Source organism: Flavobacterium sp. Root935 (genome assembly GCF_001429295.1).
Taxonomy (GTDB): Bacteria; Bacteroidota; Bacteroidia; order Flavobacteriales; family Flavobacteriaceae; genus Flavobacterium.
Genome location: NZ_LMJL01000010.1, coordinates 524,700 through 550,795 on the forward strand (window position 1 = coordinate 524,700; position 26,096 = coordinate 550,795).

At 33.7% G+C, this 26,096-nt stretch carries 18 protein-coding genes and 1 pseudogene; 9 read left to right on the plus strand and 10 right to left on the minus strand.

Annotated features, from left to right (window positions below):
* Positions 1-7: 7 nt before the first annotated feature.
* Entirely contained in the window at positions 8-2,056 is a 2,049-nt protein-coding gene (locus tag ASE40_RS13235) for a M16 family metallopeptidase (protein ID WP_057117545.1), read from the plus strand.
* A 246-nt stretch (positions 2,057-2,302) separates the two neighbouring features.
* Here ASE40_RS13235 and ASE40_RS13240 read toward each other — a convergent pair whose 3' ends face one another.
* Positions 2,303-3,169: a DMT family transporter gene (locus ASE40_RS13240; RefSeq protein WP_057117546.1), complete on the minus strand. Its 867-nt coding sequence runs from the start codon at positions 3,167-3,169 to the stop codon at positions 2,303-2,305.
* Positions 3,170-3,268: 99 nt separating this feature from the next.
* Here ASE40_RS13240 and ASE40_RS13245 point away from each other — a divergent pair, with 99 nt between their 5' ends.
* Entirely contained in the window at positions 3,269-3,646 is a 378-nt protein-coding gene (locus ASE40_RS13245; protein WP_057117547.1) for a heavy-metal-associated domain-containing protein, read from the plus strand.
* Between the two features lie 246 nt (positions 3,647-3,892).
* Here the strand turns inward: ASE40_RS13245 and gldD are convergent, their stop codons facing one another.
* From gldD to mutY, 4 genes are read right to left on the minus strand one after another with little or no spacing between them, the layout of a single operon-like run.
* Positions 3,893-4,453, minus strand: a complete 561-nt coding sequence (gene gldD, locus ASE40_RS13250; protein WP_057117548.1) for a gliding motility lipoprotein GldD — start codon at positions 4,451-4,453, stop codon at positions 3,893-3,895.
* 1 nt (position 4,454) lies between these two features.
* Complete coding sequence (locus ASE40_RS13255; protein ID WP_057117549.1) at positions 4,455-5,750, minus strand: gliding motility-associated protein GldE; 1,296 nt, start codon at positions 5,748-5,750, stop codon at positions 4,455-4,457.
* A gap of 26 nt (positions 5,751-5,776) precedes the next feature.
* Positions 5,777-6,217, minus strand: a complete 441-nt coding sequence (locus ASE40_RS13260) for a single-stranded DNA-binding protein (protein ID WP_057117681.1) — start codon at positions 6,215-6,217, stop codon at positions 5,777-5,779.
* Positions 6,218-6,253: 36 nt separating this feature from the next.
* Positions 6,254-7,300, minus strand: a complete 1,047-nt coding sequence (mutY, locus tag ASE40_RS13265; RefSeq protein WP_057117550.1) for an A/G-specific adenine glycosylase — start codon at positions 7,298-7,300, stop codon at positions 6,254-6,256.
* 140 nt (positions 7,301-7,440) lie between these two features.
* Between mutY and ASE40_RS13270 the strand changes: the two genes are divergently transcribed.
* A complete protein-coding gene (locus ASE40_RS13270; RefSeq protein ID WP_007805026.1) occupies positions 7,441-7,731 on the plus strand; it encodes an HU family DNA-binding protein in 291 nt (96 codons plus the stop codon).
* Positions 7,732-8,141: 410 nt separating this feature from the next.
* Positions 8,142-9,686 carry a ribonuclease E/G gene (locus ASE40_RS13275; RefSeq protein ID WP_035645529.1) on the plus strand — a complete coding sequence of 515 codons (1,545 nt, stop codon included), beginning with the start codon at positions 8,142-8,144 and terminating at the stop codon, positions 9,684-9,686.
* A 247-nt stretch (positions 9,687-9,933) separates the two neighbouring features.
* On the opposite strand, the gene pbpC is transcribed toward ASE40_RS13275, so the two are convergent.
* The 4 genes from pbpC to ASE40_RS13300 form a co-directional block, all read right to left on the minus strand.
* A complete protein-coding gene (gene pbpC / locus ASE40_RS13280) occupies positions 9,934-12,309 on the minus strand; it encodes a penicillin-binding protein 1C (protein WP_057117551.1) in 2,376 nt (791 codons plus the stop codon).
* Between the two features lie 136 nt (positions 12,310-12,445).
* On the minus strand, positions 12,446-13,036 hold the full coding sequence (locus ASE40_RS13285) for a transposase (protein WP_057117552.1): 591 nt from the start codon (positions 13,034-13,036) through the stop codon (positions 12,446-12,448).
* Between the two features lie 136 nt (positions 13,037-13,172).
* On the minus strand, positions 13,173-18,851 hold the full coding sequence (locus tag ASE40_RS13290; RefSeq protein ID WP_057117553.1) for an alpha-2-macroglobulin family protein: 5,679 nt from the start codon (positions 18,849-18,851) through the stop codon (positions 13,173-13,175).
* 747 nt (positions 18,852-19,598) lie between these two features.
* Positions 19,599-20,042: a nucleoside deaminase gene (locus ASE40_RS13300; protein WP_057117555.1), complete on the minus strand. Its 444-nt coding sequence runs from the start codon at positions 20,040-20,042 to the stop codon at positions 19,599-19,601.
* Positions 20,043-20,103: 61 nt separating this feature from the next.
* Here ASE40_RS13300 and ASE40_RS13305 point away from each other — a divergent pair, with 61 nt between their 5' ends.
* The 5 genes and pseudogenes from ASE40_RS13305 to ASE40_RS13325 form a co-directional block, all read left to right on the plus strand.
* The gene (locus tag ASE40_RS13305) at positions 20,104-20,967 is read left to right on the plus strand and encodes a hypothetical protein (protein WP_241774369.1); all 864 of its coding nucleotides are present in this window, start codon (positions 20,104-20,106) and stop codon (positions 20,965-20,967) included.
* A 77-nt stretch (positions 20,968-21,044) separates the two neighbouring features.
* On the plus strand, positions 21,045-21,596 hold the full coding sequence (locus ASE40_RS13310; RefSeq protein ID WP_057117556.1) for a hypothetical protein: 552 nt from the start codon (positions 21,045-21,047) through the stop codon (positions 21,594-21,596).
* Positions 21,597-21,598: 2 nt separating this feature from the next.
* Positions 21,599-21,787, plus strand: coding sequence for a hypothetical protein (locus ASE40_RS13315; protein ID WP_057117557.1), 189 nt, complete (start codon positions 21,599-21,601; stop codon positions 21,785-21,787).
* A 52-nt stretch (positions 21,788-21,839) separates the two neighbouring features.
* Positions 21,840-23,627 carry a 1-deoxy-D-xylulose-5-phosphate synthase gene (locus ASE40_RS13320; protein ID WP_057117558.1) on the plus strand — a complete coding sequence of 596 codons (1,788 nt, stop codon included), beginning with the start codon at positions 21,840-21,842 and terminating at the stop codon, positions 23,625-23,627.
* Positions 23,628-23,655: 28 nt separating this feature from the next.
* Positions 23,656-24,613 (plus strand): annotated as a pseudogene (locus tag ASE40_RS13325) (DUF3078 domain-containing protein); the annotation flags it as partial.
* Between the two features lie 63 nt (positions 24,614-24,676).
* Here the strand turns inward: ASE40_RS13325 and ASE40_RS13330 are convergent.
* Positions 24,677-26,023 (minus strand): deoxyguanosinetriphosphate triphosphohydrolase, encoded by a 1,347-nt coding sequence (locus tag ASE40_RS13330; RefSeq protein ID WP_057117560.1) that lies wholly within the window; start codon positions 26,021-26,023, stop codon positions 24,677-24,679.
* Positions 26,024-26,096 lie beyond the last annotated feature (73 nt).

A 26,096-nucleotide genomic window follows, 5' to 3' on the forward strand; every position in this document is an offset into this window, starting at 1 on the left:
TCGAATCATGAAAAAAATATATACTTTTTTAATCCTTTTATTCCTAACTGGAATTATGCAAGCACAAGATCGTCCACAACCCAAACCAGGCAATGCGCCAGTAGTCAATATCAAAAAACCGCAAACCTTTGTTTTAGCAAATGGCATGAAAGTTTTGATAGTTGAAAACCATAAATTACCTCGGGTAAGTTTTACGCTTACTCTAGATAATGCGCCATTTACTGAAGGCAATAAAAAAGGAGTTGATGAATTAACAAGCAGTTTAATCGGAAACGGGACTAAAAAAACAACAAAGGAAGCTTTTAACGAAGAAATTGACTTCTACGGCGCAAGCATAAACTTTACTTCGCAAGGTGCTTATGCAAGTTCATTGTCAAAATATTCTGGGCGTGTCTTAGAACTTTTGGCTGAAGGCGCATTACAACCCAATTTTACTCAGGCAGAATTTGATAAAGAAAAAGCAAAGCTACTTGAAAGCCTTAAAGCAGACGAAAAAAGTGTGCCTGCAATTTCTAATCGAGTTGTTGATGTTTTAGCATTTGGCAAAAATCATCCTACAGGAGAATATCTTTCTGAAGAAACTGTAAAAAATGTAACTCTGGCAGATGTTCAAAATAACTATAGTACATATTTTGTTCCAGAAAATGCTTATTTAGTTGTTATTGGAGATGTTAAATTCAAAGAAACAAAAGCAGCGGTAGAAAAATTATTCAGTGGATGGAAAAAACAAAACGCTCCAAAAAACAATTACCCTGATCCTGTAAATCCTTCAAAACTACAAATTGATTTTGTAGATGTTCCAAATGCTGTTCAATCTGAAATCTCATTAGTTAACACTCTTAATTTAAGAATGAGCGATCCAGATTTTTTCCCTGCTGTTATTGCAAATCAAATTTTAGGAGGTGATTTCAACAGTTATTTGAACATGAATTTACGCGAGCAACACGCTTGGACATACGGAGCAAACTCAAGTATTGGAAGCGGAAAATATGTAACTAAATTCAAAGCATCGTCTGCAGTTAGAAACACCGTCACAGACAGCGCTGTTGTTCAATTTATTAAAGAAATAAAAAGAATACGTTCTGAAAGAGTTGATCCAGAAGTATTAAGAAATGTAAAAGCGGGATATATAGGAAGATTTGTAATGCAGGTTGAAAAACCGCAGGCTGTTGCCCGTTATGCTTTAAACATTGAAACAGAAAAACTTCCAGCTGATTTCTATGAAAAATATATCCAAACAATTAACAATGTTACGGCCGACGATATTTATCGCGTTGCAAACAAATATTTCCTACTAGACAATATGCGTATTGTAATTGTTGGAAAAGGTTCTGATGTAATTTCTAGTTTAGAAAAATTACAAATTCCGATCTTCTATTATGATAGATTTGGAACTCCAATCGAAAAACCTTCTGTAAAAAAAGAAGCTCCAAAAGACATAACAGCAAAAACAGTTTTTGAAAATTACATTAAAGCAATTGGAGGAGAAAAAGCTGTTACTTCTGTAAAAACACTTTTTATGAATGGTTCTACAACTATTCCGCAAGCTCCTACTCCATTGACTTTTATTTCAAAATTAGATTCAAAAGGAAAAATGATGGTTTCGCTTTCAATGGGAACCATGAATTTAATGAAACAAGTTGTAAACGAAAAAGGCGCTTATGTTGAACAACAAGGACAAAGAAAAAATCTGGAAGGCAAAGATTTAGCCGACATGAAAGCTAATGCAGCTCCTTTTGAAGAATTACAGCTCGTAAAAAGAACTGATTTAAAAGTTGAGGGAATTGAACCAATCAACGGAAGTGATGCTTATGTAATTAAAGACGGGCAAACAACTTATTACTATGATGTTAAATCAGGTTTAAAAACGGCAGAATCTAAAATTCGTGAACAAGGCGGTAAATCAGCAGCGCAAATCACTAATTTTAACGATTACAGAGAAGTAAAAGGAGTTAAAGTTCCTTATAATTTAGTCCAAAATGTTGGCTTTGAATTAGACATTAAAATGTCTGATATCAAAATTAACGAAGGAGTTTCTGAAGCAGATTTTTTGTAGTAGAGGTTGAAAGCTACAAAGGCTCAAAGGAACAAAGGTTTTGAGCTACTAAGTCACTTAGGTTATAAGATTTTTTAAGGGCTTTGTCAAAGTTAGAAACTTTGACAAAGCTTTTTTTTATTCATCACGTTTGTCAAGCTGAGCGGAGTTGAAGCCATTTACGCTCTTCGACTTCGCTGAGAGCGACAGACTAAACTTCAATACATTTTACATTTTACAAATAACTTTTCACTCATAACTCAAAAATCACTTTTTAGCCGACAAATAAACGCCAATCAAAATAATAAATGCACCAAAAAACTGAATCGGAGTCAGCATTTCGTTATCTAATAATCCCCAGAAAAAAGCGACTATCGGAATTAAATAAGTTACCGATGTTGCAAATACAGGCGATGACATTTGAATCAATTTAAAGAAAAGGATATTCGCAATTCCAGTTCCTAAAACACCCAGAATCATTATAAAAAATATCGAATGCTGGGTCTCTGCCAAATGTATTTTTTGACTGATATCGGTTGTGCTTAAGATAATTAATGCCGGTAGAAAGAGAACGGCAAAATTCCCAGTTGTAATACTTATGGAATTCAAATCGTGTAAATATTTTTTAATCAAATTCACATTGATTGCATAACTCAAAGTTGCAATAACCACCAATAAAACATATACATAATTCTGGCCTGACTGCGCAGAATCTCCAGTTAAAACCAAAAGCAGACAGCCTACAAGCCCCACAAAAACCACTAAAACCTGTCTTTTTTGAAACTGAATTCCGAAAGCAATTATTCCTAAAACTAAAGTATTTAAAGGAGTAAGTGAATTTAAAATAGCAACTATTGAACTATCGACTTGAGTTTCTGCAATAGCAAAAAGATAAGCCGGCATAAAAGTTCCGAAAAGCGAAGTTACTGCAACAAACTTCCATTGACGGCGAGAGATTTTTTTTAAACTGTTAAAACCTATAATCAGTAAAAATAAAGCAGCAAAAATAATTCGGAATGATCCGACTTGAATCGCAGTCAAACCAACTAGTCCTCTTTTGATTAAAATAAAGGAGCTTCCCCAAATAAGAGAAAGAATCAATAAATATATCCACTTTAACTGCTTTGTATCCATAAATCGCATTTTACTGCAAATTTGTAATAATTTTGCGAACTAACCTTTGTCTTTTTATTAATTTTGCAAGAAAGAAATCGCAATTTAAATTTATATATAATGAAAATTTCAAGAATTTTAATCGCCGCAACAATTGCTGGTTTAGCATTAGTCAGCTGTAAAAAAGAAGAAGATAAAAGCCTTCAAGTTGTAAACGCAGAAAAAAGCGCTCCAAAAGAACATAAAGCAATTGCTCCTGAAAATTTACAAACAGCAAGTTTTACTATAAAAGGAATGACTTGCGCTGTAGGATGTGCCAAAACTATTGAAGAAGAATTAGCGAATCTTGACGGAGTTGATAAAGCTTCTGTAGATTTCGATAAAAAAACAGCAACAGTAAGTTATGATAAAACCATTCAAAATCCTGAATCTTTAACTAAAGTTGTTCAAGATACTGGAGACGGAAAAACATATAAAGTTTCGAATTTTAGGTCTTAAATTCTAAGAAATATTCATTTCATTGGAATGTTTGGTTGGTAGAATAAAGTTGGAATTACAATTAAACGTTCCGTAGGAACCGTTTGAGCGTTCATTTATAAATGTTATTTCCGCAAAAACAATTGTCCTTACAGGACACAATGTAAAACGAAATTATTTTTTTTCTACCGATGAGATATTCCTACGGAATATTAAATTAGTTATAGAGAGGAATAAAAAAGGAATCCAAATTGGATTCCTTTTTTGTTATTTCCACTTCAATGTTTCCATCAAACGCTGCATGTCGTTTTTAACATAACTTGCAGCAGGCATAATCGAATCAAAATTTGGTTTTGCGTAAAAATAAACCGAACCTATTAAAAAGTGTTTTGTACTGTCGGTAACGTAGAATTGCGAATTAGTCGCTGCATTTCCATCTACTTGATAAAACATTCCGTACACCTTCTTTTGCGGATTTATATAAGGTTGTTCTAAAATATCATCGGCTTTAATTACGTGTTCGTATGTCAGTTTTTGGGCGTCACGTAACAGCTTATCAATATTGCCATTTACAGGCTTATATGTCAAATAGATAGTCGCTTTCATTTTTGGATAAGTAATCGCAAAACCGCAGTCTTTTTCACCTTTAATAGTCGCGTCTTCATTCATTTGAAAAGCAAATGGGCAGTTGTTCTCAAAATTCACATATTTTGCTTCTGGATAATCTAATCGCAAAAAACTAGCTGGTTTTGGCAAAACATCTTTTTTACAGCTTAAAACCGTTAGTGCAAGCAAAATTGCAGTTATTGAAAGTATTCTATTAGGCATTTTAATTAATTGTTACTTTTATTTGTTTTACACGCTTTTTATCAACTGTTTCTATTGTGAAAATACAGTTTTCAAAAGGCACTTTTTGATCTTTTTTCGGAAAATTACCTAAGATCTCTAAGATAAATCCAGCCAATGTCTCTGCTTCTCCTTTATGAGATTCAAAAATATCTTCGTCAACATTTACAATTCTATAGAAATCTTTCAGATTTATTTTTCCTTCAAAAAGAAAGTTATTTTCATCAATCTGTGAGAAGTTCAGATTTTCATCATCAAACTCGTCGCTGATATCTCCAACTATTTCCTCGATTACATCTTCTAGAGAAACTAATCCTGAAGTTCCTCCATATTCGTCGACCACAATTGCTAAATGACTTTTCAAACTCTGAAAATCTTTTAAAAGATTATCAAGCTTTTTATTCTCTGGAACAAAAAATGCTTCTCGGATTAACGAATTCCAGTCAAATTCTTCTTTATCAATATGAGGAAGCAAATCTTTTACGAAAAGTACTCCTTCAATTTGATCAATATTATCACGATAAATTGGAATTCGCGAAAATCCTTTTTCAATTATTTTAGGATAAATAGACGCAAAAGATTCTGATATTTCTAATGCAAAAATATCAATTCTCGGACTCATTACCTGTTTTGTATCAGTATTTCCGAAAGAAACAATTCCTTCTAAAATTTTTTGTTCTTCGGTTGAAGTTCCTTCTGAATCTGTCAGTTCCAAAGCCTGCGAAAGCTGATTAATTGAAAAACTATTCTTTTGTTTTCCCAATTTATTTTGCAAATATATAGTAAGAGCACGCATTGGCAAACTTATAGGAGATAGTATCTTATCTAAAAAAGCTAGCGGATATGCCACTCGTTTAGCAAAACGCACACTGTTTCTGCTCGCATAAACTTTAGGAAGTACTTCGCCAAATAATAAGATAAAAAAGGTCACTAAAATTACTTCAAGCGTAAATTTAAAAGCAGGTGAACTTATTGTAGAAAAGATATTCTGTCCAATATATGCAAATAAGATAACAACACCTATATTGAAAAAGTTATTGGCAACCAGTAATGTAGCCAGGAGTTTTTTCGGCTTATCTAATAGGTTTGAGATAATTTTACCTTTTGCCTGATTATCATTTAGGGTATCATCGATTTCTTGCTGTGATAGAGAAAAGAGAGCTACTTCAGCACCTGAAACTATTGCTGAAAGAAACAACAAAATAAATATTCCGACGAAACCAATAATTAAATTAGCGTCTAGATTTGTTGTAAAAAATAAACTGGGCTCCGGGTCCAAATTGCAAAAAATTAGTTAAACATCTTTTAGAAAGGCAGATCATTAATCGGAAGCCCTTCATTAGCAGCATCAAAGTTAGTATTTTTTGTTGATTCTGCATCTTGATTTTGTTTCGTATGTGCAGTTTCTTTTTTGGTAGTCAGAAAAGTAAATTCCGTCACTTGAATCTCTGTGGTATATTTGGTAGTTCCGTCTTCTGCCTGCCATTGGCGAGATTTTATCCTTCCTTCAACATATATTTTATCTCCTTTAGAAAGATATTTTTCGCAAATTTCTGCGGCTTTATTGCGTACAACCAAGTTATGCCACTCCGTAGAAGTGATCTTTTCGTTAGTTGTTTTATTGATATAAACTTCATTGGTAGCCAGCTGAAAACGTCCGATGCAATTTCCGCCATCAAAATAATGCATCTTCACATCATCGCCTAAATGGCCAATGAGCATCACTTTATTTAATGTTCCGTTCATAGTTTTTGGTGGTATTTCTACCAAAGATACATTTTTTTAGCAAATTATTTCCTGCTTTTCTATAAATTTATAAATCACAATTGGAAAAGGAAAAGTTTTTAATTTTTCAGGATCAACTCCATTTTCTATTTTCTCTTTTACCTTAATTTTCCAAAACTGTATATGAAGATGCTGATGCGAAAGTTTATGTATTAATGTTGATTCTGCACAATCTTCTATACCTATAATTGTATAAGTAGGAAACATTTCTTCTTTTGCGATTTTTGAAACTACATCAAAACCTACTATAGATTCAGCCTCTACGAGTGGAAACTCGTATAAATTATGCCAAATACCCTTATCAGTTCTTTTTTGAATAAGTGTATTTCCTATAGCATCTTCTAAAATCAAATAATTAAAATAACGATTTGACACTTTTACTTTTTTAGATTTTACAGGAAGCTGATTTACTTTTCCCTTTTGCAAAGCAAGACAGCTATCACTAAAAACACAAATAGAGCAATTTGGACTTTTCGGCACACATTGAAGCGCACCAAATTCCATAATCGCTTGATTGAATATGGCTGGATTATCTTTAGGCATTAATTCTTGCGCCAAAGCAGCAAACTCTTTTTTGGCACCGGGATTGGCAATATCGGTTTCAATATCAAAATAGCGCGACAAAACACGGAACACATTTCCGTCTACAACAGGAACCGATTCATTATAAGAGAAAGATGCAATTGCAGCCGCTGTATATTCGCCAACACCTTTAAGCTTTAAAAGATCTTTATACGAATCTGGAAAAATGCCGTTTAAATCATTACTTATATATTGAGCCGTTTTATGAAGATTACGAGCCCTAGAATAATACCCTAAACCCTGCCAAAGCTTTAAAACTTTTTCTTCTGTGGCATCTGCCAAATCTTTTACAGTAGGAAATTCCTTGGTAAATACAAAAAAATAAGGCATTCCTTGAGCAACTCGCGTCTGCTGAAGCATAATTTCTGAGAGCCAAATTTGGTACGGATCGACCGTTTTTCGCCATGGTAAATCCCGCTTGTTTTGTAAATACCATTTTATCAATATGTTAGAAAAATCCATTGCAAAATACTTAGATTACAAAAGTAAATGTTTATGTAATTAAAATTTAACGAATTAGCTTGATTAATTATTTTTTTAATTCCTATATTTGCAAACTCAAAAAAATAGTACACCATTTATAAAATAAAATAGGAAAGAAAATGACGAAAGCAGATATCGTAGCGAAGATTTCAGAGAAACTAGGTCTTGAAAAAGGAGATGTTCAAGCAACAGTAGAAACTTTTATGGAAGAAGTTAAAACTTCTTTAGAAACTGGAGACAATGTTTACCTAAGAGGTTTTGGTAGTTTTATTGTAAAAACTAGAGCTGAAAAGACTGGAAGAAACATTTCTAAAAACACAACAATTAAAATTCCAGCACACAACATTCCTGCGTTTAAACCTGCGAAAGTATTTGTAGAAGGAGTTAAAACAAACAACGAAGCAAAATAATATTAATTAACATAAATCAGACACGATATGCCAAGTGGTAAAAAAAGAAAGAGACATAAGGTAGCTACTCACAAACGTAAGAAAAGAGCGAGAGCTAACCGCCACAAAAAGAAAAAGTAGTTTTAAACTACTTTTTTCTTTTTAAACGTTCATTGAAATTTGGGAAATTTCAAAAATTCCAAAAAATAAAATCCAAAATCCAAAAATTAAAAAATCAATATTGATTCAATTGGAATTTGGAATTTAAAAATTGAAATTTAAACTTTCCCTCCCGGGTTCAATACCTGTTAAAATATTGTTTAATCCATCTGTAGATAAGATTTTAGATCTTAGATTTTAGATTTTAGACGCAAGTCTATACTCTTCTCTCTATATTCTATTTTCTGAAAAAACAGATAAAAATTTACAGTGTGAATAAAGAATTAATCATTAGATCTAGTTCTGAAGCCGTAGATTTTGCCTTATTAAAAGATGGAAAACTAATTGAATTACACAAAGAAGAAGAAAAAAGCAACTTTCAGGTTGGTGATATTTTTATTGCCAAAATCAGAAAACCAGTTGCTGGACTTAATGCTGCTTTTGTAAATGTCGGTTTCGAAAAAGATGCCTTTTTACATTATCACGATTTAGGTCCAAACTTAGCTTCTCAACTGAAATTCATAAAACTTGTAAGCGCAGGTAAAATAAAAGATTTCTCCCTAAAAACCTTTCAGTTTGAAAAAGAGATTGACAAAGATGGCATCATTACTGATATTTTAAGTGCCAATCAATCTGTTTTAGTTCAAGTAGTTAAAGAACCTATATCTACCAAAGGCCCAAGAATAAGTGCTGAGCTTTCATTGGCTGGAAGATTTATCGTTCTAGTTCCTTTTTCTGATAGAGTTTCTATTTCTCAAAAAATAGAAGACAAAAAAGAAAAGGATCGTCTAAAAAAACTTGTTCTATCGATCAAACCTAAAGGATTTGGTGTTATTGTTCGTACAGTAGCCGAAGGCAAAAACGTAGCCGAATTAGAAAAAGATTTGCAGAACCTGCTTGGCAGATGGTCTGCAATGTGTAAAAAATTACCAACTGCTCATCATCCATCAAAAGTATTAGGAGAGCTTAACAGAGCTTCTTCAATATTAAGAGATGTATTTAATGATACCTTCAGCGGTATTCAAATAGATGACGAAGAGTTGTACCATCAAACGAAGGAATATCTGCAAGAAATTGCACCTTCAAAACAATCGATTGTAAAGTTTTATCAATCAAATGATACTCCAATTTTCGAGAAATACAATATAGAGAGACAAATCAAAACTTCTTTTGGCAGAACTGTTTCCATGAGTAAAGGTGCTTACCTTATTATTGAACACACTGAAGCTCTTCACGTTATAGACGTAAACAGCGGAAACCGTTCAAACAAAGCAACCAACCAAGAAGACACGGCCATGGAGGTAAATATGATTGCTGCAGCAGAAATCGCAAGACAACTTCGTCTGCGTGATATGGGCGGAATAATCGTAGTTGATTTTATCGATATGTCTAATCCTGAAAACAGGAAAGTTTTGTTCGACTTCTTGCGAGAAGAAATGAGCGACGATAAAGCAAAGCATAAAATATTACCGCCGAGTAAATTTGGTTTAGTCCAGATTACAAGACAGCGAGTAAGACCAGAAGTTAATATAAAAACTAGAGAAGAGGATCCAAATAAAGTAAATGGTGAAATTGAAGCACCAATATTAATAATTGACAAGATCACTTCTGATTTAGAAAGACTTCTAAAAACCCACAATAAAGTTGTACTAAACACACATCCGTTTGTGGCTGCATACCTCAGCAAAGGTTTTCCATCATTACGTTCAAAATGGTTTTTTGAACATAAGAAATGGGTGAAAATCATACCTCGTGACGCTTACACGTACTTAGAATACCATTTCTATGATAAAAAAGGAAATGTTATTTCAGAATAAATTAAAAACCGCCCCGATGCATCGGGGCGGTTTTTTTATGCATCATTGCGAGGAACGAAGCAATCTCACTTAGTCATTATACCTAGAATGTCACCCTGAGCGATCTCGAGGCTTCGGGAGAAAGGTGCTCCAATTGGCATGTGGGCTTCGACTTCGCTCAGCCTGACATACAATAAACTTTCATCTTTTATAAAGAAGCAAAATTTGGAATTTGGGAGTTCAAAAAATTGGAATTTCTTTTTAAATTTTATTCCCTCACAATCTCTATTTTCCTTCTAATTTCATTTCCAGAAGCATCTACAACCGTAATATAATGAATTCCCGTTGTTGGCGTGATTGGTAATTCATGGAATGTTTTTGTCGTTGCTTTATAAACATCATCTACATACCAAAATAATTCTTTATCCCTTTCAGAATAAGCTACTTTTAAAATTACGGGCTGTATATTACTATTAAAATCTTTCGTTAAATAGATTTTGCTGTTGGCTTTTGGGTAAATAAAATCCATTGTTGTGGTTTGTGTTCCTTCGCATCCTTCCTTAAATGGTGGCAAAGGTAAATATTCAATGTGCTGGCTTTTATAATACCATGCCATTACGGGCGGCAGGACAAACCAGTTTTTAGTCACAATATTTTCGACACTTTCACAGCTGCTGTTTACCTGAAATTGCTCTGTTTTATCTAAATGAATGGTTTTATGATAAGGACAAACTTTTGTTGATTTCCCTTTTTTTGAAACCCATTGTTTAATTTTCGGACAGTTTTCTTTTGCCAAATAACCGCTTAAACGGCAAACTTCAACTTCTTCTAAATCTTTATACGGTGTATCAAACCAACGTTGCCTTGGCAGTAAATTAAACACATCAAATAAAATCGGTGCCGCACTTGTCACTCCCGTTAAAGTTGGCCTCCCCTCTCCCGTTGCGTTTCCAACCCAAACTCCCACTACATATCTGGAATTGGTTCCAATTGCCCAAGCATCTCTATTTCCGAAACTTGTTCCCGTTTTCCATGCAATTTTTAAAGAACTGTCATAAAACTTCCAAGCTTCATCTCCTTCTGGCCTGTTGACTTCTTCCATTGCATTGTATGTAAGCCAAATTGAACCCGCTCCCAAAATGTTTTTCTGATTCGTTTCTGAACCAAAATCAGGTTCAAAATCATTTTTATAATTTAATTCTGAAAACTCGTTGGTTCTATATTTTCCTTGATTTTTAGTATAATAATTTAATGTTGATGATAAGTTCGCATAGGTTCTACATAAATCCCATAAATTACTTTCGGCACCTCCCAGAATAAGCGACAAACCATAATGGTCGGGCGTTTTGTTAATGTTTTTTAATTTAAACTTTTGAAGTTCTTCATAAAACTTATTTACCCCAAAATCTTGAAGCATTAAAACAGCTGGAATGTTTAATGAGCGTGATAAAGCACGATGCGCCGGCACAGCGCCATCAAACGTGAGATTAAAATTTTGCGGTGTGTAACCTGAAATCTGCGTAGGAATATCGGCAATTAATGTATTGGGTAATAATTCGCCATCATCGAGCATTGCACCGTATAGAAGCGGTTTTAAAATGCTTCCTGTGCTTCTAGGGGCATCAATAATATCAACATCTTTTTGATGGTCAATATCTGAAGGAGAATTTCCAATATAACTCATTACATTTCTATTCTGCACATCTATTACCAAAATAGCCAGATTATGAACTTCATTCTGTTTGTACTGATTGTAATAATATCTCGCAATTTGATTTACCCTGTTTTGCAGCGCATAATCTAAAGTTGTTTTTATCCGGGTTCCCTCTTCATTTTTAGCCACTCTCTGCAATAAATGAGGTGCTATTTGAGGCAGATCATAGGGTTTTTGAGGCAGAGGCTCTTCTATTGCAAGTTCATAGGTCTGCTTGTCAATTATGCCTTCTTGATGTAATTTTAGTAAAAGCCGGTTTCGCTTATTTAGTAATTTAATCTGATTTTTTCCTGGATAAATTAAACTTGGCGCATTAGGTAAAACAGCTAAAACAGCATTTTCTGCCCAAGACAATTGATTCGACTGTACACCGAAATAACGCCACGATGCCATTTCTAATCCGACTACATTTCCTCCAAATGGCGCATGAGCAGCATACATGTCAAGAATTTCATTTTTAGAATAACCCAATTCTAATCGGGTAGCGAGAACAATTTCTATTAACTTTTCAAAATAGGTTCTGTTTTTTCCTTTTCTCGATAGTCGGATAACCTGCTGTGTTAAAGTACTTCCGCCGCGAACAACTTTCCCCGCTTTTCTGTTTTGTTTGAAAGCATTTATCATTGCACCCGGATTAAAGCCTGGATGTTTGTAGAAGTATTCATCTTCAAAATAAACAATACACTTTTTGAATTTATTCGGCACGCTGTCTTGCGCAGGAAAACGCCATTGTCCGTCGCGGGCAATTTTCGCGCCTAGTAATTCTCCTTCTTTACTTTCAATGACAGTTGAGTAAGGTTCTTTAAATAAAGTTCGAGGTATCGAAAAATAGTAAATCAGCAAGAGCACAAATGCAATTGCTGATTTTATTTTATTTCTTTTTATCCAATTTAGAATGCGTTGGAAAAACGCTTTTAATTTGTTTTTCACAATTATATTGTTCTTATCCTAACAGGTTTTAAAAACCTGTTAGGTATCAATTTATTTAGATTCCTAAAAGAAAAACCGAATACTTATAATATCTAACAGGTTTTTAAAACCTGTTAGGACACTCAAATGTAATTCTCTATTGATCAAGTAAATTTACATCATTAAGTACACCTTCGTAAATTAACTTTCTTTCATCATGACAAAATATAAAATTTTCTAAATCTTCGAATAATTCTATAATAAACTCTCGATTAATACTACTTCGCTTGTCTGATAAATAAGAACGATAAGATGAATGATTATAGGTTTGAAATTCTTTAGAAAAATTGTGTTTTAAAGGATTTAAATGAACATATAGGATTAACTGTTTCAAATACTCTTCGTTTTCAATTCTATTTCTTTGTAAGTGTTCCTGAAACAAACTCCCCGTTCTCTTATAAGCCTTATTTATACTTTTAGAATAAGAGTTGAACAAATTCGAAAATGGCAGATAAATCTTTTCTCTAAATTTTTCTGGCAAATCGTTTTTATCTTTTATTCGAAGAACAATATGGAAATGATTTTTAAGCAAACAATAAGCATAAATATCGGCAATTGGCAAAATATATTTTTTAATCTTTTCTAGAAAATATTGATAATTCTTCTCTTCAATAAAAATATTCTCTTTATTATTTCCTCTGTTATAAACATGATAATATTGTCCTGCCTCAAAAATATCCTTCTCCAAACTGCTAATCTTTTTATTATTATCCTAACAGGTTTTGGAAACCTGTTAGGTATTTACTATTCTACTATTTTGGTTGCCATATAGATACCTAACAGGTTTTGGAAACCTGTTAGGATACGTAGTTCTTATTAAAACTTTATTTTACAACCTCAACCCAGAATCCTTTTGTTCTTGCTAGGAATGTATTATCATACATTGCTTCACATTGCAATCCAGGTAAATAATAATTTCCTAAATAAGATGCGTTTAGCAGAATTCTAAAAACTTTTGTTTCTCTAGATTTCATTCCGAAATAGAAATTTGTTCTATCATCGCGAATATCAATATAGTCGGCAATATTGTTTACTGCATCTCCGTAATCGGTGAAACGTGTATTTACAATCTCGAATCCTGATGGCAGAATTTGTGATAGCGCTACGTTTTGGATACTTTCGTTTCTCTGGTTTTTAATGGTAACCTCAGCAACAAACTCTGTTCCTTGATTAATTTTCGAAACATTGATTACACTTCCTTTTCTGTTTTTGAATACTATAGAAGCCGAGACATCATTCTGAATTACATTTTCCTGTCCGATTGGTAATATTCCTGAATTCAGTACACGAACATAAACCGTGTTATTTTTATTGTTTTTCAGCGTAATACTATTAGCGCCAGTTGAAACAGAAATACTACGATCTGCAATTGTTTTTTGTGTATTTATATTTTCTCCTTTACCATTTTTACTGAACTGGATATTAATTCCTTTTGGACCGTTGCTTATCGCAAATTTAGACATTGAATATAAGCAATAAGCCGTTGTCTGCGTACTCATCCATTGATTGGCTGACATTTCTTTGGCCAATTTAGAAGCCATTACAAATGCTTTTTGTTTTTGTCCTAAAAGCAGCATCGTCTCTAAAGCCATGGCTCTATTTCTTTCACTTGAACCGTAATAGTAATAATTGTAACCGTCTGAATCACCATCAATGCTTGTTTTCAAAAACAAACTTTGTCCTGCCGATTTTTGTCCCGCTAAAACATACGCTGCAGCCAAACGAAGCATACTTTCATTCGAAATACCTTTTGTTTCTCGCAATCTGTTCATTGAAGATAAATCGGCATTTCCTGCTAAAGCCAAAGTGTATAAACGATACGCCTGCGCTAAATCATTTCCGTATTTCGGTTCAAAACGCCATTGTTTCGCTTCTTTCTGCTGATAAGACAGCCATTTCGATTTGAAATTAATTGGCAGCACATATCCTTTTTTCTCTGCTTCAATCAAGAAATGTCCAGCGTAAGAAGTTCCCCAATCATCTGCAATTGTATTTCCCTGCCAGTACGGCAATCCACCGTTTGATAATTGGAAATTTCCTAGTCTTGCTATTCCTGCCGCAATATTTTTTTGAATAATTTCTTTACGTTTGTTATCTATATCAGCAACATCGCTTAAAAATAATTGTGGGAAAACAGATGATGTTGTCTGCTCTACGCAACCGTGCGGGTATTGAATTAAAAACTGCAGTCTTCCATTCAAATTCATTGAAGGCATTGACGAGACTTCTAATCTTGCTTTATTACTTCCCGCTACGCCAAATGTTTTCCACGAAAGTGTTTTAGAACTGTTTGGAGTCAAAATAACATCGGTATAAGTACTAGTCAACGGATTTGGATTTGTCATATCAATTTCAACATCATAAGTTGACTTTTCACTTCCTGATGTTGCAATTACCTGTACTTTAGCTATTCCGGTTGCAGATCCAACCACTAAATTAAAGTATGCCATTTTCTCATCGGGCTGAGAGAAGTTCAATCTCTGAACTGCACTTCCCATAACCTTCAATCCGTTACTTGTTTTGATCTGAATGGAAACATTTTTTATTTTATTTTCTGTAGCAAAAACCGTTACTGGAAGAGTCACTTTTTCTGATGGAGAAATTTTTCTCGGCAATGAAGCCAAAACCATTAACGGACTCTTAACTGGAGTTGCTTTTTCTACACTTCCGTATGCACTAGTAATCGCATCTCCCGCAACAACCATTGTTCTAACAGAACCAATGTATTTCGGTAGTTTTAATTGATGAGATTTAGTCTGGCCTTTTTCCAATTTAAATGGACCATAATACAATACAACTGGTTTAAAACGGTTGGCTTTTTTAGCTTTTCCGCCGCCTAAATCCTGATCTCCACCAATACTGAAAATCTGATTTATTTTTCCGCCGTAAGCGCCAATTACATCATCGTATATATCCCAGGTTTTTACTCCAAGCGCTTCACGAACATAGAAACTATCCCAAGCATTTGGTGTTTTAAAACGTGTTAAATCCAGAAGTCCTTCATCGACAACGGCAATTGTATATGTCATTTCTTTACCTGACTTTTCTCCTACTTTAACGGTAAAAGGCTGTTCTGGTTTTAAGACATCGGGCATATTAATTGTCGGTGCCAAAATGGTGTTTTTATCCACAACTTCAATTGGAACAATTCCGTACATACGAATCGGCGAATCATTTTTAGTCGAAGCGTGCGGCTGTAACAACGTAATATTAAAATAGACATTTGGAGCCATTTCTCCAGTTATCGGAACTTCAACTTTTGTTTCTCCGTTTTTAGTTTCAGCCCAAATTGTCTTTACAACTCGAGATCCGTTTTCGATAGATATTAAAGCACGTCCGCCTTCACTTGAAGGAAAAGAAATCTGTGCTTTTTCTCCAACTGCGTAATTCTTTTTATCTGTAGAAAAAACCAGCATATTTGCTGTTGAAGCATCTCTGTTACGAGTTTTTCCAGACCAAATTGGCCAGTCTATATTTACGGTTAAAGCTGTTGCATGTCCTTCGTTTGTATCTTCTACACGAATCAAATAGCGTCCCCACTCTTCATCTGTCAAAGTAAATTCGAAACTTCCTCGCCCATTTGAATCTGTACTAATCATTTTGGTTTTGTACGAAGTCGTGGCATTGGAAGAATTATAATTAGACAAGTTATCGCTGGAAGAATCCCACCACCAGCGCCAGTCTACTTTGTAAATCCTCACTTCTAGATTTCGAACCGATTTTGGTCTTCCGTTTTCGTCAACCGTAATCACATCAAAACGATTGGAGGCTCTGGTTTCGAGCATATTGTATTTGTTTAGTTCAGGCGACTTTATTCCGACATAAGTTTTGTATGGCGAATAAGTTGTTGAAATAACATCTGTACTAAAATCACCGCCTTCTTCGTATACCTTTGTAATGAACGAAGCGCGTAACATTCCCGGCGCCTGACCCTGTAATCTTGGCTGAATATTTACAGAAGCTTTTCCGTTTTCGTTTAATTTTCCAGAGAAAACATTAATTTCTTCTGTGCTGAATTGACGAACCAAATCATCAAAAGTATATTTTTCATACCCTTTAAAAGTAGTGGTTTGCTGAGAGAATTTTGCCTGCATTTCTACATTTAAATTCTTTGCAATTGCACCGTGAAGCCACGTTACTTCTAGATTATCTGTATTTGGATAAGATGACGAAAGTGTTTTTCTGGTAAATGTATTTTTAATTTTTAAACGATTAGGTTTGATCGTTTCGATTTTGATACTCTTATAGAATTTAGCACCTCCAACACTTACCATCGCTTCCCAATTTCCTGTTGGCGCATCTTGACTGGTTGGAACTATAAATGCATAATGGTTTAAATCGTTTGTTTTTTGAACAGTTTGATAAACCGTTTTTCCATTCGGATCGTTTAATCTAAATTTAATTGGATGTGATTTTGGAAGTTTATTTGCTGCGTCATTCAAAATAAAAGACAAATACAAATTATCTCCAGGGCGCCAAACACCTCTTTCTCCATAGATAAATCCTTTTAGCCCTTTTTGTAAAGTCTCACCTGCAACATCAAAATTACTGACAGATAATGAAAGTCCGTCATCAAGTTTTACATAAGTAGATTGATCGCCTAAAGTAACGATAGCAAAATAAGCGAATTTGTCCAGTTGGAATGATGCAATTCCTTCACTGCTTGTAGCTTGTGTACTTATTTTTTGCTGTTGGAAATTGTACAAATCAACTCTTGCATTTGATACCGGTTCTGTTGTAACAATATTATTTACTGCAAATAAATACGATTTATTTTCACCTCTTTTCGCAATTACCCCTAAATCTGTAGCCAGAATATTGGTAGCAATTTTAGCATTGTAATAATACGAACCCGAACAAGGATCTTGGCTTTCTCGCCACTCATAATCATCATAATAATAATCGTCGTAAGAATTGCCGCTGTAGTTTACATCATTTTCATCAACTTCTTCTTCCTCTGTTTCATCCTGATCACCGTCTGAAGTTTCACATTTATAAAGAGAATATTTCTTTTTATACTCAAACTCCACCCTGTAAATTGCTCCCGGTTCTGGTTTTATAATTTTAGATAAATCTAAAGCATACGTATTCCATTTGGAAAGGTTGACAAGCGTGCTTTCTTTAAGATTCAGCGTAGTTTTTGCAATTGGCTGCGCAACTTTTTTGAGATTTTGTCCGCCGTTTAATTCATTATACTGCAAAAACTGCAGAATATTATTTTTATAAATCTTATATATCTTTACATCAACAGCACTTAAATTTACGGCTTCGAAATTCAGTTTTAAATTATTCGAACTCGGCAGAATTGTACCGTTTTTAATGAAACGAATGCTTGGTTTGATCTGGTCAAAAGAAATTTTCTCAGAGTAATTCGCTTCCATCTTTTTACCGTATTGGCTCTCAATTCCCTGAAAGACCTCCAAAAGCAATTCACCTGTAATAACTTGTTCTGGTTCTTCATCTTCAACAACTTCCACAACATTATCCGTCGAAGCTGTATCGATAACAACCGATGCCGAATCAACTACAACTGATGCCGAATCAACCGCAGCATAAGCTGGCTCTTCTGCTGCAACTGCAACAGGTTCTTCTTTTTTAGGCGCATTTTGATTGGTAAAATATACTTTTAGTAAATTTCCCTGTGTCGAAAATTTTAAATTATTCGTGTTTTGAATGGAAACTAAACCAGCAAAATCCTGTCCTTTTTCTAAAGGTTCAGAAAAATTAATTAAAACCTGTTGATTATTTCCATCAGGAACCTCAACCTTTACAACCTTAAATTCGTTGATGCTGGTGATCGGGAAATCGATTTGTCCTTTCTGTTCAATATCAAAATCGCTTCCATCATAAATAATTTCCAGATTTGATACTTCAGAAAAACGCTGAATACTATCAATTATAAAACGAAATTCTTTGGCTGGACCAGTCGTTTTCTCAAATTTAATTTTAAGATTATTCCCTTTTTGTTTGGCTTCTACCAATTTTTGAGCCGTTTCCAAATCAATATTATCTGCTGTTTTTAAAACACAGTTTAAATATTGATATTCTTTGCTGTACGATTGTATATCGCCTGTATTTATGGTAAAATCCTGTTTAACGGTTTTAACTGTAAAGTTAAATTTAGAAAGTTCTGCCTCTTTTTCTTTCGGAATCGCAGTTAGTTTATCTAAGTTTAAGGTAACTTGATATTCTGTTCCTGCTTTTAATTTTTTCTCTGGAATAAAAGCAATTGTGTTGGTCGAAAGTGCCACGACTTTTCCGTTCACACTTGGCGAAATATCAATCAAATCGTCATCTAGTTCCTGATTGGGCTTCCAATCGTTTTTATCAAAAGCCAAAACCACTCTAATATCAGAATCAGAAGAAACGATTCCGCCTGTAAAACTGGTTATGTAATCCTTGAATAGTGAAAAATCTGAATTGAAATCGGCAGCCGATTTTCTGCCGCAGGATTGAAAAATAAAAAACACAAAAAATACGAGACTGAAACCTTTTATTTTCACTTTTATCTACAGTTAATGATTAACAAATGAAGAATTAATACTTTTTACTAATTAAAGCTATAACAGCAAAACACTAATTAAAGTATGATAAAAGTAAACTATTTTTTATTTTATTTAAGAAGAAAATTCCCTAGTAATGATTATTTAACTTTTGTTGAAGTTTTACAATAAAGAATCGTTAAAATGCTATATTCGCATTTTTAAATTGAAAAAATAATGCGGCATAATCCAAAGAGATACTCTAGTGAAAATGAATTCATTATAAAAAATAAAAATGTAATTATATATCTTTTATGCGGGATAGCGTTTTTTGTTTTAATTATTTTTGCAGATTATTATGTTTTACCTACCTCAAAAACTAATGATGTAATTACTCATTACACTCTTGTAACTTCTGGAAAATCTAAACAAAAAGTTTCTTATCATTATTTTACTCAAAAAGGATTAACTTTTTCTACTGCTAAAGAATTAATTGAAGAAAGTAATATTGTAATTGAGACTTCTTTACTATTTAAATTTGTAACAAAAATAAAATCCCAAACAAAAAATTATACCAATTCTCTTTCTAGTGGTTTAAGTATTAATGGAATTCAGTTCTATACTTGTCTTATTCTACTTTTTTCAATAGGTATAAGTATAAAAATACTACTTTCTAAAACAGGCTTTTCGGAAAACACTTTTTACAATATAGTCTGTTTTAATTCCTTTATGATATTTATATGTTTTTACATGGGGTATTTGTTCTAACTACTTACGTCTCTCCAAAAAAAACCGCTTCATTAAATCGGCAGCTTCATTTGCCATAACTCCAGAAACAACAGTCGTTTTAGGATGCAGTTTTGTTCCCATATTCAGAAAACCGCGTTGTTCGTCGCGAGCGCCAAAAACAATTTTAGAAATCTGGCTCCAATACAAAGCTCCTGCACACATCTGGCAAGGTTCGAGCGTAACGTACAAAGTACAATCTTTCAAATATTTTCCGCCAAGAAAATTTGCGGCTGCAGTTATCGACTGCATTTCTGCATGCGCTGTAACGTCATTTAGCAGTTCTGTCAAGTTGTGGCTGCTTGCAATTACTTTATCGGCCACAACAATTACAGCTCCAACAGGAATTTCGCCTTTTTCAAAAGCCATTTCAGCTTCCTGCAAAGCTTTTTTCATGAAATATTCGTCGGTGAAAGGATTTATCATAATTGCAAAAATAAGGTTTTAGTATTTATTTTTTATTACATTTATTTCCTGATATTCAAATATGGAAAGCAAACACAAAATAACTGTTCCTAAACCTTGTCACGAAAACTGGAACACTATGAGTCCTAGTGAAAATGGTCGTTTCTGCATAAGCTGTTCTAAAACCGTTGTAGATTTTACGTCGATGCTTCCTGATGAAATTCAGTCCTTTTTTATTCGAAATCAAAACAAAAATGTCTGCGGGAGATTTAAGAAATCGCAATTAGATTCGATTACAATTCAAATTCCAAATCGGGTTCTACATTCTCAAACACGCTATCATAAAATGTTTTTATTGGCTTTGTTTATTGCTATGGGAACTACTTTATTTAGCTGTCAAAATAAAGACGGAAAGAAACAAAAAATTCAAAATGTGGAAGTTGTAAAAGATAATACAACCGAATTAGTAACTCTTGTTGGAGAAGTTCCACTTGACCCAAATGATTCTATTCATTCGCATGTTCCGCCGCCCCCTCCACCAAAAGCAAATCAGGTTAAATTTGTAAAACCAGTTTCTACTGATTGTAGTAAAACAACTAAAACCAAAGTAAAATCTTCCAATACAATCAAAGAAGATGATTCGCAATTTGTTACTGGAGCTGTAATGCAAAAAAATGCAGAATTCCCAGGCGGCATTGATCAATTCTATACTTTTTTTGCGAAAGAATTTAAAAAACCTGAAGACTCGAATGTTACAAACACCAGACTTGCATTTGCGGTAGAAAAAAATGGTTCTGTATCTTATCTTCAATGTTCACCTATAGTTGAAGAAGCATTAGAGAAGGAAATTATCAGAGTTTTAAGTTTATGTCCTAAATGGCAGCCGGGAGAATCAAACGGAAAAAAAATTAAAATGCAGTATTCTTTGCCAATAGCACTTCAATAAAAACATCAATTTCATAAATCAAAAATAAGAATATACTTATATTTTATTATTTGCGTTCTTATTGCAAATGCTAATTTATGAACCCACATTTTAAAATAGTTATCCCAAAACCCTGCAATGAGGATTGGGATAAAATGACTCCAGATGCAACAGGAAGATTCTGCCTTGCATGCAATAAATCTGTAATAGATTTTACAAACAAACCGCCAGAAGAAATTCAGCATTTTTTCCTCAAAAATGAAAATAAAGAAATTTGTGGGCGATTTAAAAACTCACAATTAGATACTGTAAAAATTCAAATTCCAAGTAGGGTTTTATTCTCTCAAACACAGTATCACAAAATGTTTTTGCTGGCTTTATTTGTTGTTATGGGAACTTCTTTATTTAGCTGTGCAACTGTAAATGGAGATAAGCAAAAAATTGAAAAAGTTGAAGTTGTAGAGTATGATAAAAAAGACAACAATAACTCGATACCAATTACTGATGAAGAGTTTTTAAAAATGACACAAAATGATACTATTCAAATTGAGCCTCAATATGGGCAACATTCAATGGGACCTAGTTATAGGGGCACGCTTCGAATTGGGAAAAAAAATATAAATTCAGAATTCCAAAACGAATCAAATTAATTATGAAATCAAATTTCAAAATAATTATCCCTGAGCCCTGCAGTGAGGATTGGGATAAAATGACTCCGGTTAAAAACGGAAGATTCTGCCTTGCATGCAATAAATCTGTAATAGATTTTACAAACAAACTGCCAGAAGAAATTCAGCACTTTTTCCTTAAACAATCTTTTTTGATTTTTGAGGTTAGATAAACATTCAGTAAAAAAATAAATTTAAAACCGTAAATTTGCTTTTTACCTTACAATGAAAAGCAATTTACTTTCAAACATATACAATCCTGCCGATTTACGTCTTTTAAAAGAAGAGCAGCTTACTGAGGTTGCGCAAGAACTGCGTCAATTTATTATTGATGTCGTTTCTGTAAAAGAAGGTCATTTGGGCGCGAGTTTGGGCGTAATTGAATTGACAATTGCACTGCATTATGTTTTTAATACTCCCGAAGATTTGTTGGTTTGGGATGTTGGACATCAAGCTTACGGACATAAAATCTTAACCGAAAGAAGGGAAATTTTTCATACCAATAGACAAATCGACGGAATTTCTGGTTTTCCTAAAAGAAGTGAAAGTATTTATGACACTTTTGGCGTTGGACATTCTTCAACTTCTATTTCTGCAGCGCTCGGAATGGCAATTGCCTCTAAACTAAAAGGTGATCTAGACAAACAGCATGTTGCTATTATTGGAGATGCTTCTATTGCCAGCGGAATGGCGTTTGAAGGTCTAAATCATGCTGGAGTTACCGATGCTAATTTATTAGTGATTTTAAATGATAATGCAATTGGAATTGACCCAAGTGTTGGTGCGCTTAAACAATATCTTACCGCGGTTAAAGAAGGAAAAAATCCGAAGAAAAATAACATGATCAAGTCTTTGAATTTTGATTATTCGGGTCCAATTGACGGTCATGATTTCCCTACTCTGATTAAAGAGCTAAAGAGGTTAAAAGATATAAAAGGACCAAAATTTCTTCATATTGTTACTACAAAAGGCAAAGGTTTACAACAAGCCGAAGAAAATCAGGTTAAATATCATGCTCCTGGCAAATTTGATGCTTTAACTGGAGAAATTCATTTAAAACAGGAAGAAAATCTTCCGCCTAAATATCAGGATGTTTTTGGTTTGACGATTTTGGATTTAGCCAAAAAGAATGAAAAAATTATCGGAATCACTCCTGCAATGCCATCAGGAAGTTCCTTAAAATTTATGATGGATGAACTGCCAGATCGTGCTTTTGATGTTGGAATTGCAGAACAGCATGCCGTAACGCTGGCGGCCGGAATGGCGACACAGGGTATGGTTGTGTATTGCAATATTTATTCTACATTTTTACAACGTGCTTACGATCAGGTAATTCATGATGTCGCTTTGCAGAACTTACCTGTAATTTTTTGTTTGGACCGCGCTGGATTGGTTGGTGAAGATGGCGCTACACATCACGGCGTTTTTGATATTGCTTATCTGCGCTCTATTCCGAATATGATTATCTATGCACCGCTTAACGAAATTGAACTCCAAAATATTCTATATACAGCTCAATTAGGATTAAATCATCCTATTGCTATTCGTTATCCGAGAGGACGCGGCGTAATACCCAATTGGGAAGTAGAAAATTTCGGATATTATAAAAAAATAAATTTCGGAAAGGCAGAATGCCTAAAAGATGGTACGGAAGTTGCGGTGCTTTCGGCCGGAACAATTGGAAATAATGTTATAGAAGCCTTGAAAGAATGCCCTAATTCTGAAGCCATTGCCCACTATAATTTTAGTTTTATTAAACCATTAGACATCAACACATTAAACACCATATTTTCAAATTTCAAGACTATAATTACAATAGAAGACGGCGTTAAAAAAGGTGGTTTTGGAAGTGCAATTTTAGAGTTTGCTGCATCTAATAATTTCAAAAATGATATTGAAATTTTGGGTGTTCCAGATGAATTTATTGAGCACGGAACAGTTGCTCAACTGCAACAATTGTGTAAAGTTGACGTTAAAAGTTTAATAAATCTTTTTTCTAACGGTTCAAAATAATTATTTTGCGATACCAAAAAAAAAAAANTACCTCTCATAACTTTGCCCAGATTATACAAACTACCTTGAGTCCGAATCAAGCACCTAAACCGCCTTCGAACTGGACAAAAAAAAATCAACTTGGTTTTGATATCTCCGAAATTGCTTTTGTCAACTGGAGTGCCGGGGGAACAAGTTCTATCTCAGGTTTATTTAAAGGTGAATTTGGAAGAACATACGCAAAGAAAAATCATAAATGGGTAAACGAACTTATCGTAAAATATGGTTTAAACAAACAAGATGGAACTGAATTAAGAAAAACCGACGACGCATTTCAATTTAACTCTACTTATGGTTTTAGAAAGGACACTGCCTCAAACTGGTATTATTCTTCTAAATTAAACTTCAATACGCAATTTACAAACGGTTATAACTATCCCAACAGAGATATTGCAATCTCTAAGCCTTTTGCACCAGCTTATATCTTTTTGGGAGCTGGAGCTGAGAATTCAAACAAGGAAAAAAATAGAGTTTTTTACTTCTCTCCTATTACGTTAAAAACTACTTTAGTACTTGATCAATATCTTGCCAATCAAGGTTCCTTCGGGGTTAAAAAAGCAGTTTATGCAACAGACCCGCTGGATCCCGAAAATCAGATATTAATCGAGGAAGGACAAAAAGTAAAAGCAGAATTTGGTATACTTTTTACGGCATACATGAAAAGTGAAATTTATAAAAACGTTTTTTATGAAAACAGATTAAGTTTATATACCGATTATTTGAATAAATTTGGTAACGTCGATATAGATTACGACACTCGTTTAGACCTTGTCGTTAATGCATATGTGAAAGCAAATATCGGTGTTCATTTAATATATGATGATGATATTAAAACGAAAAAAGACGTTGTTGACCCAGCTACAGGAACAAAAAGCCAAGTAAACGAAGGTCCGAAGATGCAGTTAAGACAGGTTCTTGGTGTAGGACTTGTTTATGCTTTTAAATAATAAATAGTCCTAAAGCAAAAAAATATCCTCTAAAATCATTTAGAGGATATTTTTTTTAAAACATTAATTATTTTTTCTTCCGTTAATAGTTTCAAATAATTCTAATGCATTTCCGTCTGTCAATAGAGAAACATAATGACAAATATGAAGCAGACGTTCGTATAAATTACCTTTGTCTAAATCATGTTTTTCCGGCAGCATCTTTAAAAGTAATTTATCGTAATTTGAAGCATTTCCTTCAAATTTATTATTGAAAGCTGTAATAAATTTATCCAATAAGGTCTGGATAATCTGATATCCTACAATTTCTTTTTCGATCACTTCGCGGCTTTGATAGATTTTATCAACGCTTAGTTTGATAATATCATTCATCTGCGCTTTGTATTTACTTTTATCCGTTAAAGCATAAGGAAATTTTCCTTGTAAAATTGCCTCTTCATTTTCGATAAAAACATCAACAGCGTCGTTAATTAAAGTTCCAATTGCCAAAGCTCTCAAATAACTTATACGATCTTCTTTTGTGGTTAATGACTTGTATTTAGAAACTCCGATATTATCTTTTACCAGTTTAATTAAATATTCTAAGGCAAAATCTTCTGAAACTAAACCAAGATTTATTCCGTCTTCGAAGTCAATAATAGTGTAACAAATATCATCTGCAGCTTCGACTAAATACGCGAGCGGATGTCTTTCAAAACCAATATCTTCTCCAGATTTATTGGCAATCATTCCCATGTCTTTGGCTACTTCTTCAAAAAATAATTTATCTGTTTGAAAGAAACCATACTTTTTATCGGCGATATCGTTGGTTGGTTTCTTTGGAAGACTTTCTTTTGGATATTTCATAAAAGCGCCCAAAGTAGCATACGAAATACGAAGTCCGCCTTCAATTCCAGGACGGCTTGCCGTAAGAACCGAAAAGCCATTTGCATTTCCTTCAAAATCAATTAAATCCTGCCATTGTTTATCTGTAAGCTGATTTCTGAATTTCTGTCCTTTTCCAATAGAAAAATATTCTCCAATCGCTTTTTCTCCAGAATGTCCAAAAGGCGGATTCCCAATATCATGCGCTAGTGAAGCTGCAGCCACAATAGCTCCAAAATCATTCATATGATAACCGTGGATTTCTTTTAAATAAGGATATTTTTCGATGATCTTTTTTCCAACCAAACGCCCAAGCGAACGTCCGACAACCGAAACTTCTAAACTGTGTGTTAAACGAGTGTGTACAAAGTCGGTTTTAGAAAGTGGAATAACTTGTGTTTTATCTTGTAAACTTCTAAAAGCAGCAGAAAATATAATTCGGTCATAATCTACCTCAAAACCTAAACGAGTATCATCTTGTTCTACACGTAATCTTTTGCTTGTGTCTCCTTGACGTTTTAATGATAAAAGTTGTTCCCAGTTCATTTTTTAATTTTAGATTGCTGATTTTAGATTTTAGATTGAGAATTTAAACGTCAAAAATACGTTTTATTTTAGG

Coding starts and splice junctions, on each gene's coding strand:
- ASE40_RS13235 (WP_057117545.1), top strand. CDS start 8: ATGAAAAAAATATATACTTTTTTAATCCTTTTATTCCTAACTGGAATT.
- ASE40_RS13240 (WP_057117546.1), bottom strand. CDS start 3,169: ATGGATACAAAGCAGTTAAAGTGGATATATTTATTGATTCTTTCTCTT.
- ASE40_RS13245 (WP_057117547.1), top strand. CDS start 3,269: ATGAAAATTTCAAGAATTTTAATCGCCGCAACAATTGCTGGTTTAGCA.
- gldD (WP_057117548.1), bottom strand. CDS start 4,453: ATGCCTAATAGAATACTTTCAATAACTGCAATTTTGCTTGCACTAACG.
- ASE40_RS13260 (WP_057117681.1), bottom strand. CDS start 6,217: ATGAACGGAACATTAAATAAAGTGATGCTCATTGGCCATTTAGGCGAT.
- mutY (WP_057117550.1), bottom strand. CDS start 7,300: ATGGATTTTTCTAACATATTGATAAAATGGTATTTACAAAACAAGCGG.
- ASE40_RS13270 (WP_007805026.1), top strand. CDS start 7,441: ATGACGAAAGCAGATATCGTAGCGAAGATTTCAGAGAAACTAGGTCTT.
- ASE40_RS13300 (WP_057117555.1), bottom strand. CDS start 20,042: ATGATAAATCCTTTCACCGACGAATATTTCATGAAAAAAGCTTTGCAG.
- ASE40_RS13305 (WP_241774369.1), top strand. CDS start 20,104: ATGGAAAGCAAACACAAAATAACTGTTCCTAAACCTTGTCACGAAAAC.
- ASE40_RS13310 (WP_057117556.1), top strand. CDS start 21,045: ATGAACCCACATTTTAAAATAGTTATCCCAAAACCCTGCAATGAGGAT.
- ASE40_RS13315 (WP_057117557.1), top strand. CDS start 21,599: ATGAAATCAAATTTCAAAATAATTATCCCTGAGCCCTGCAGTGAGGAT.
- ASE40_RS13320 (WP_057117558.1), top strand. CDS start 21,840: ATGAAAAGCAATTTACTTTCAAACATATACAATCCTGCCGATTTACGT.
- ASE40_RS13330 (WP_057117560.1), bottom strand. CDS start 26,023: ATGAACTGGGAACAACTTTTATCATTAAAACGTCAAGGAGACACAAGC.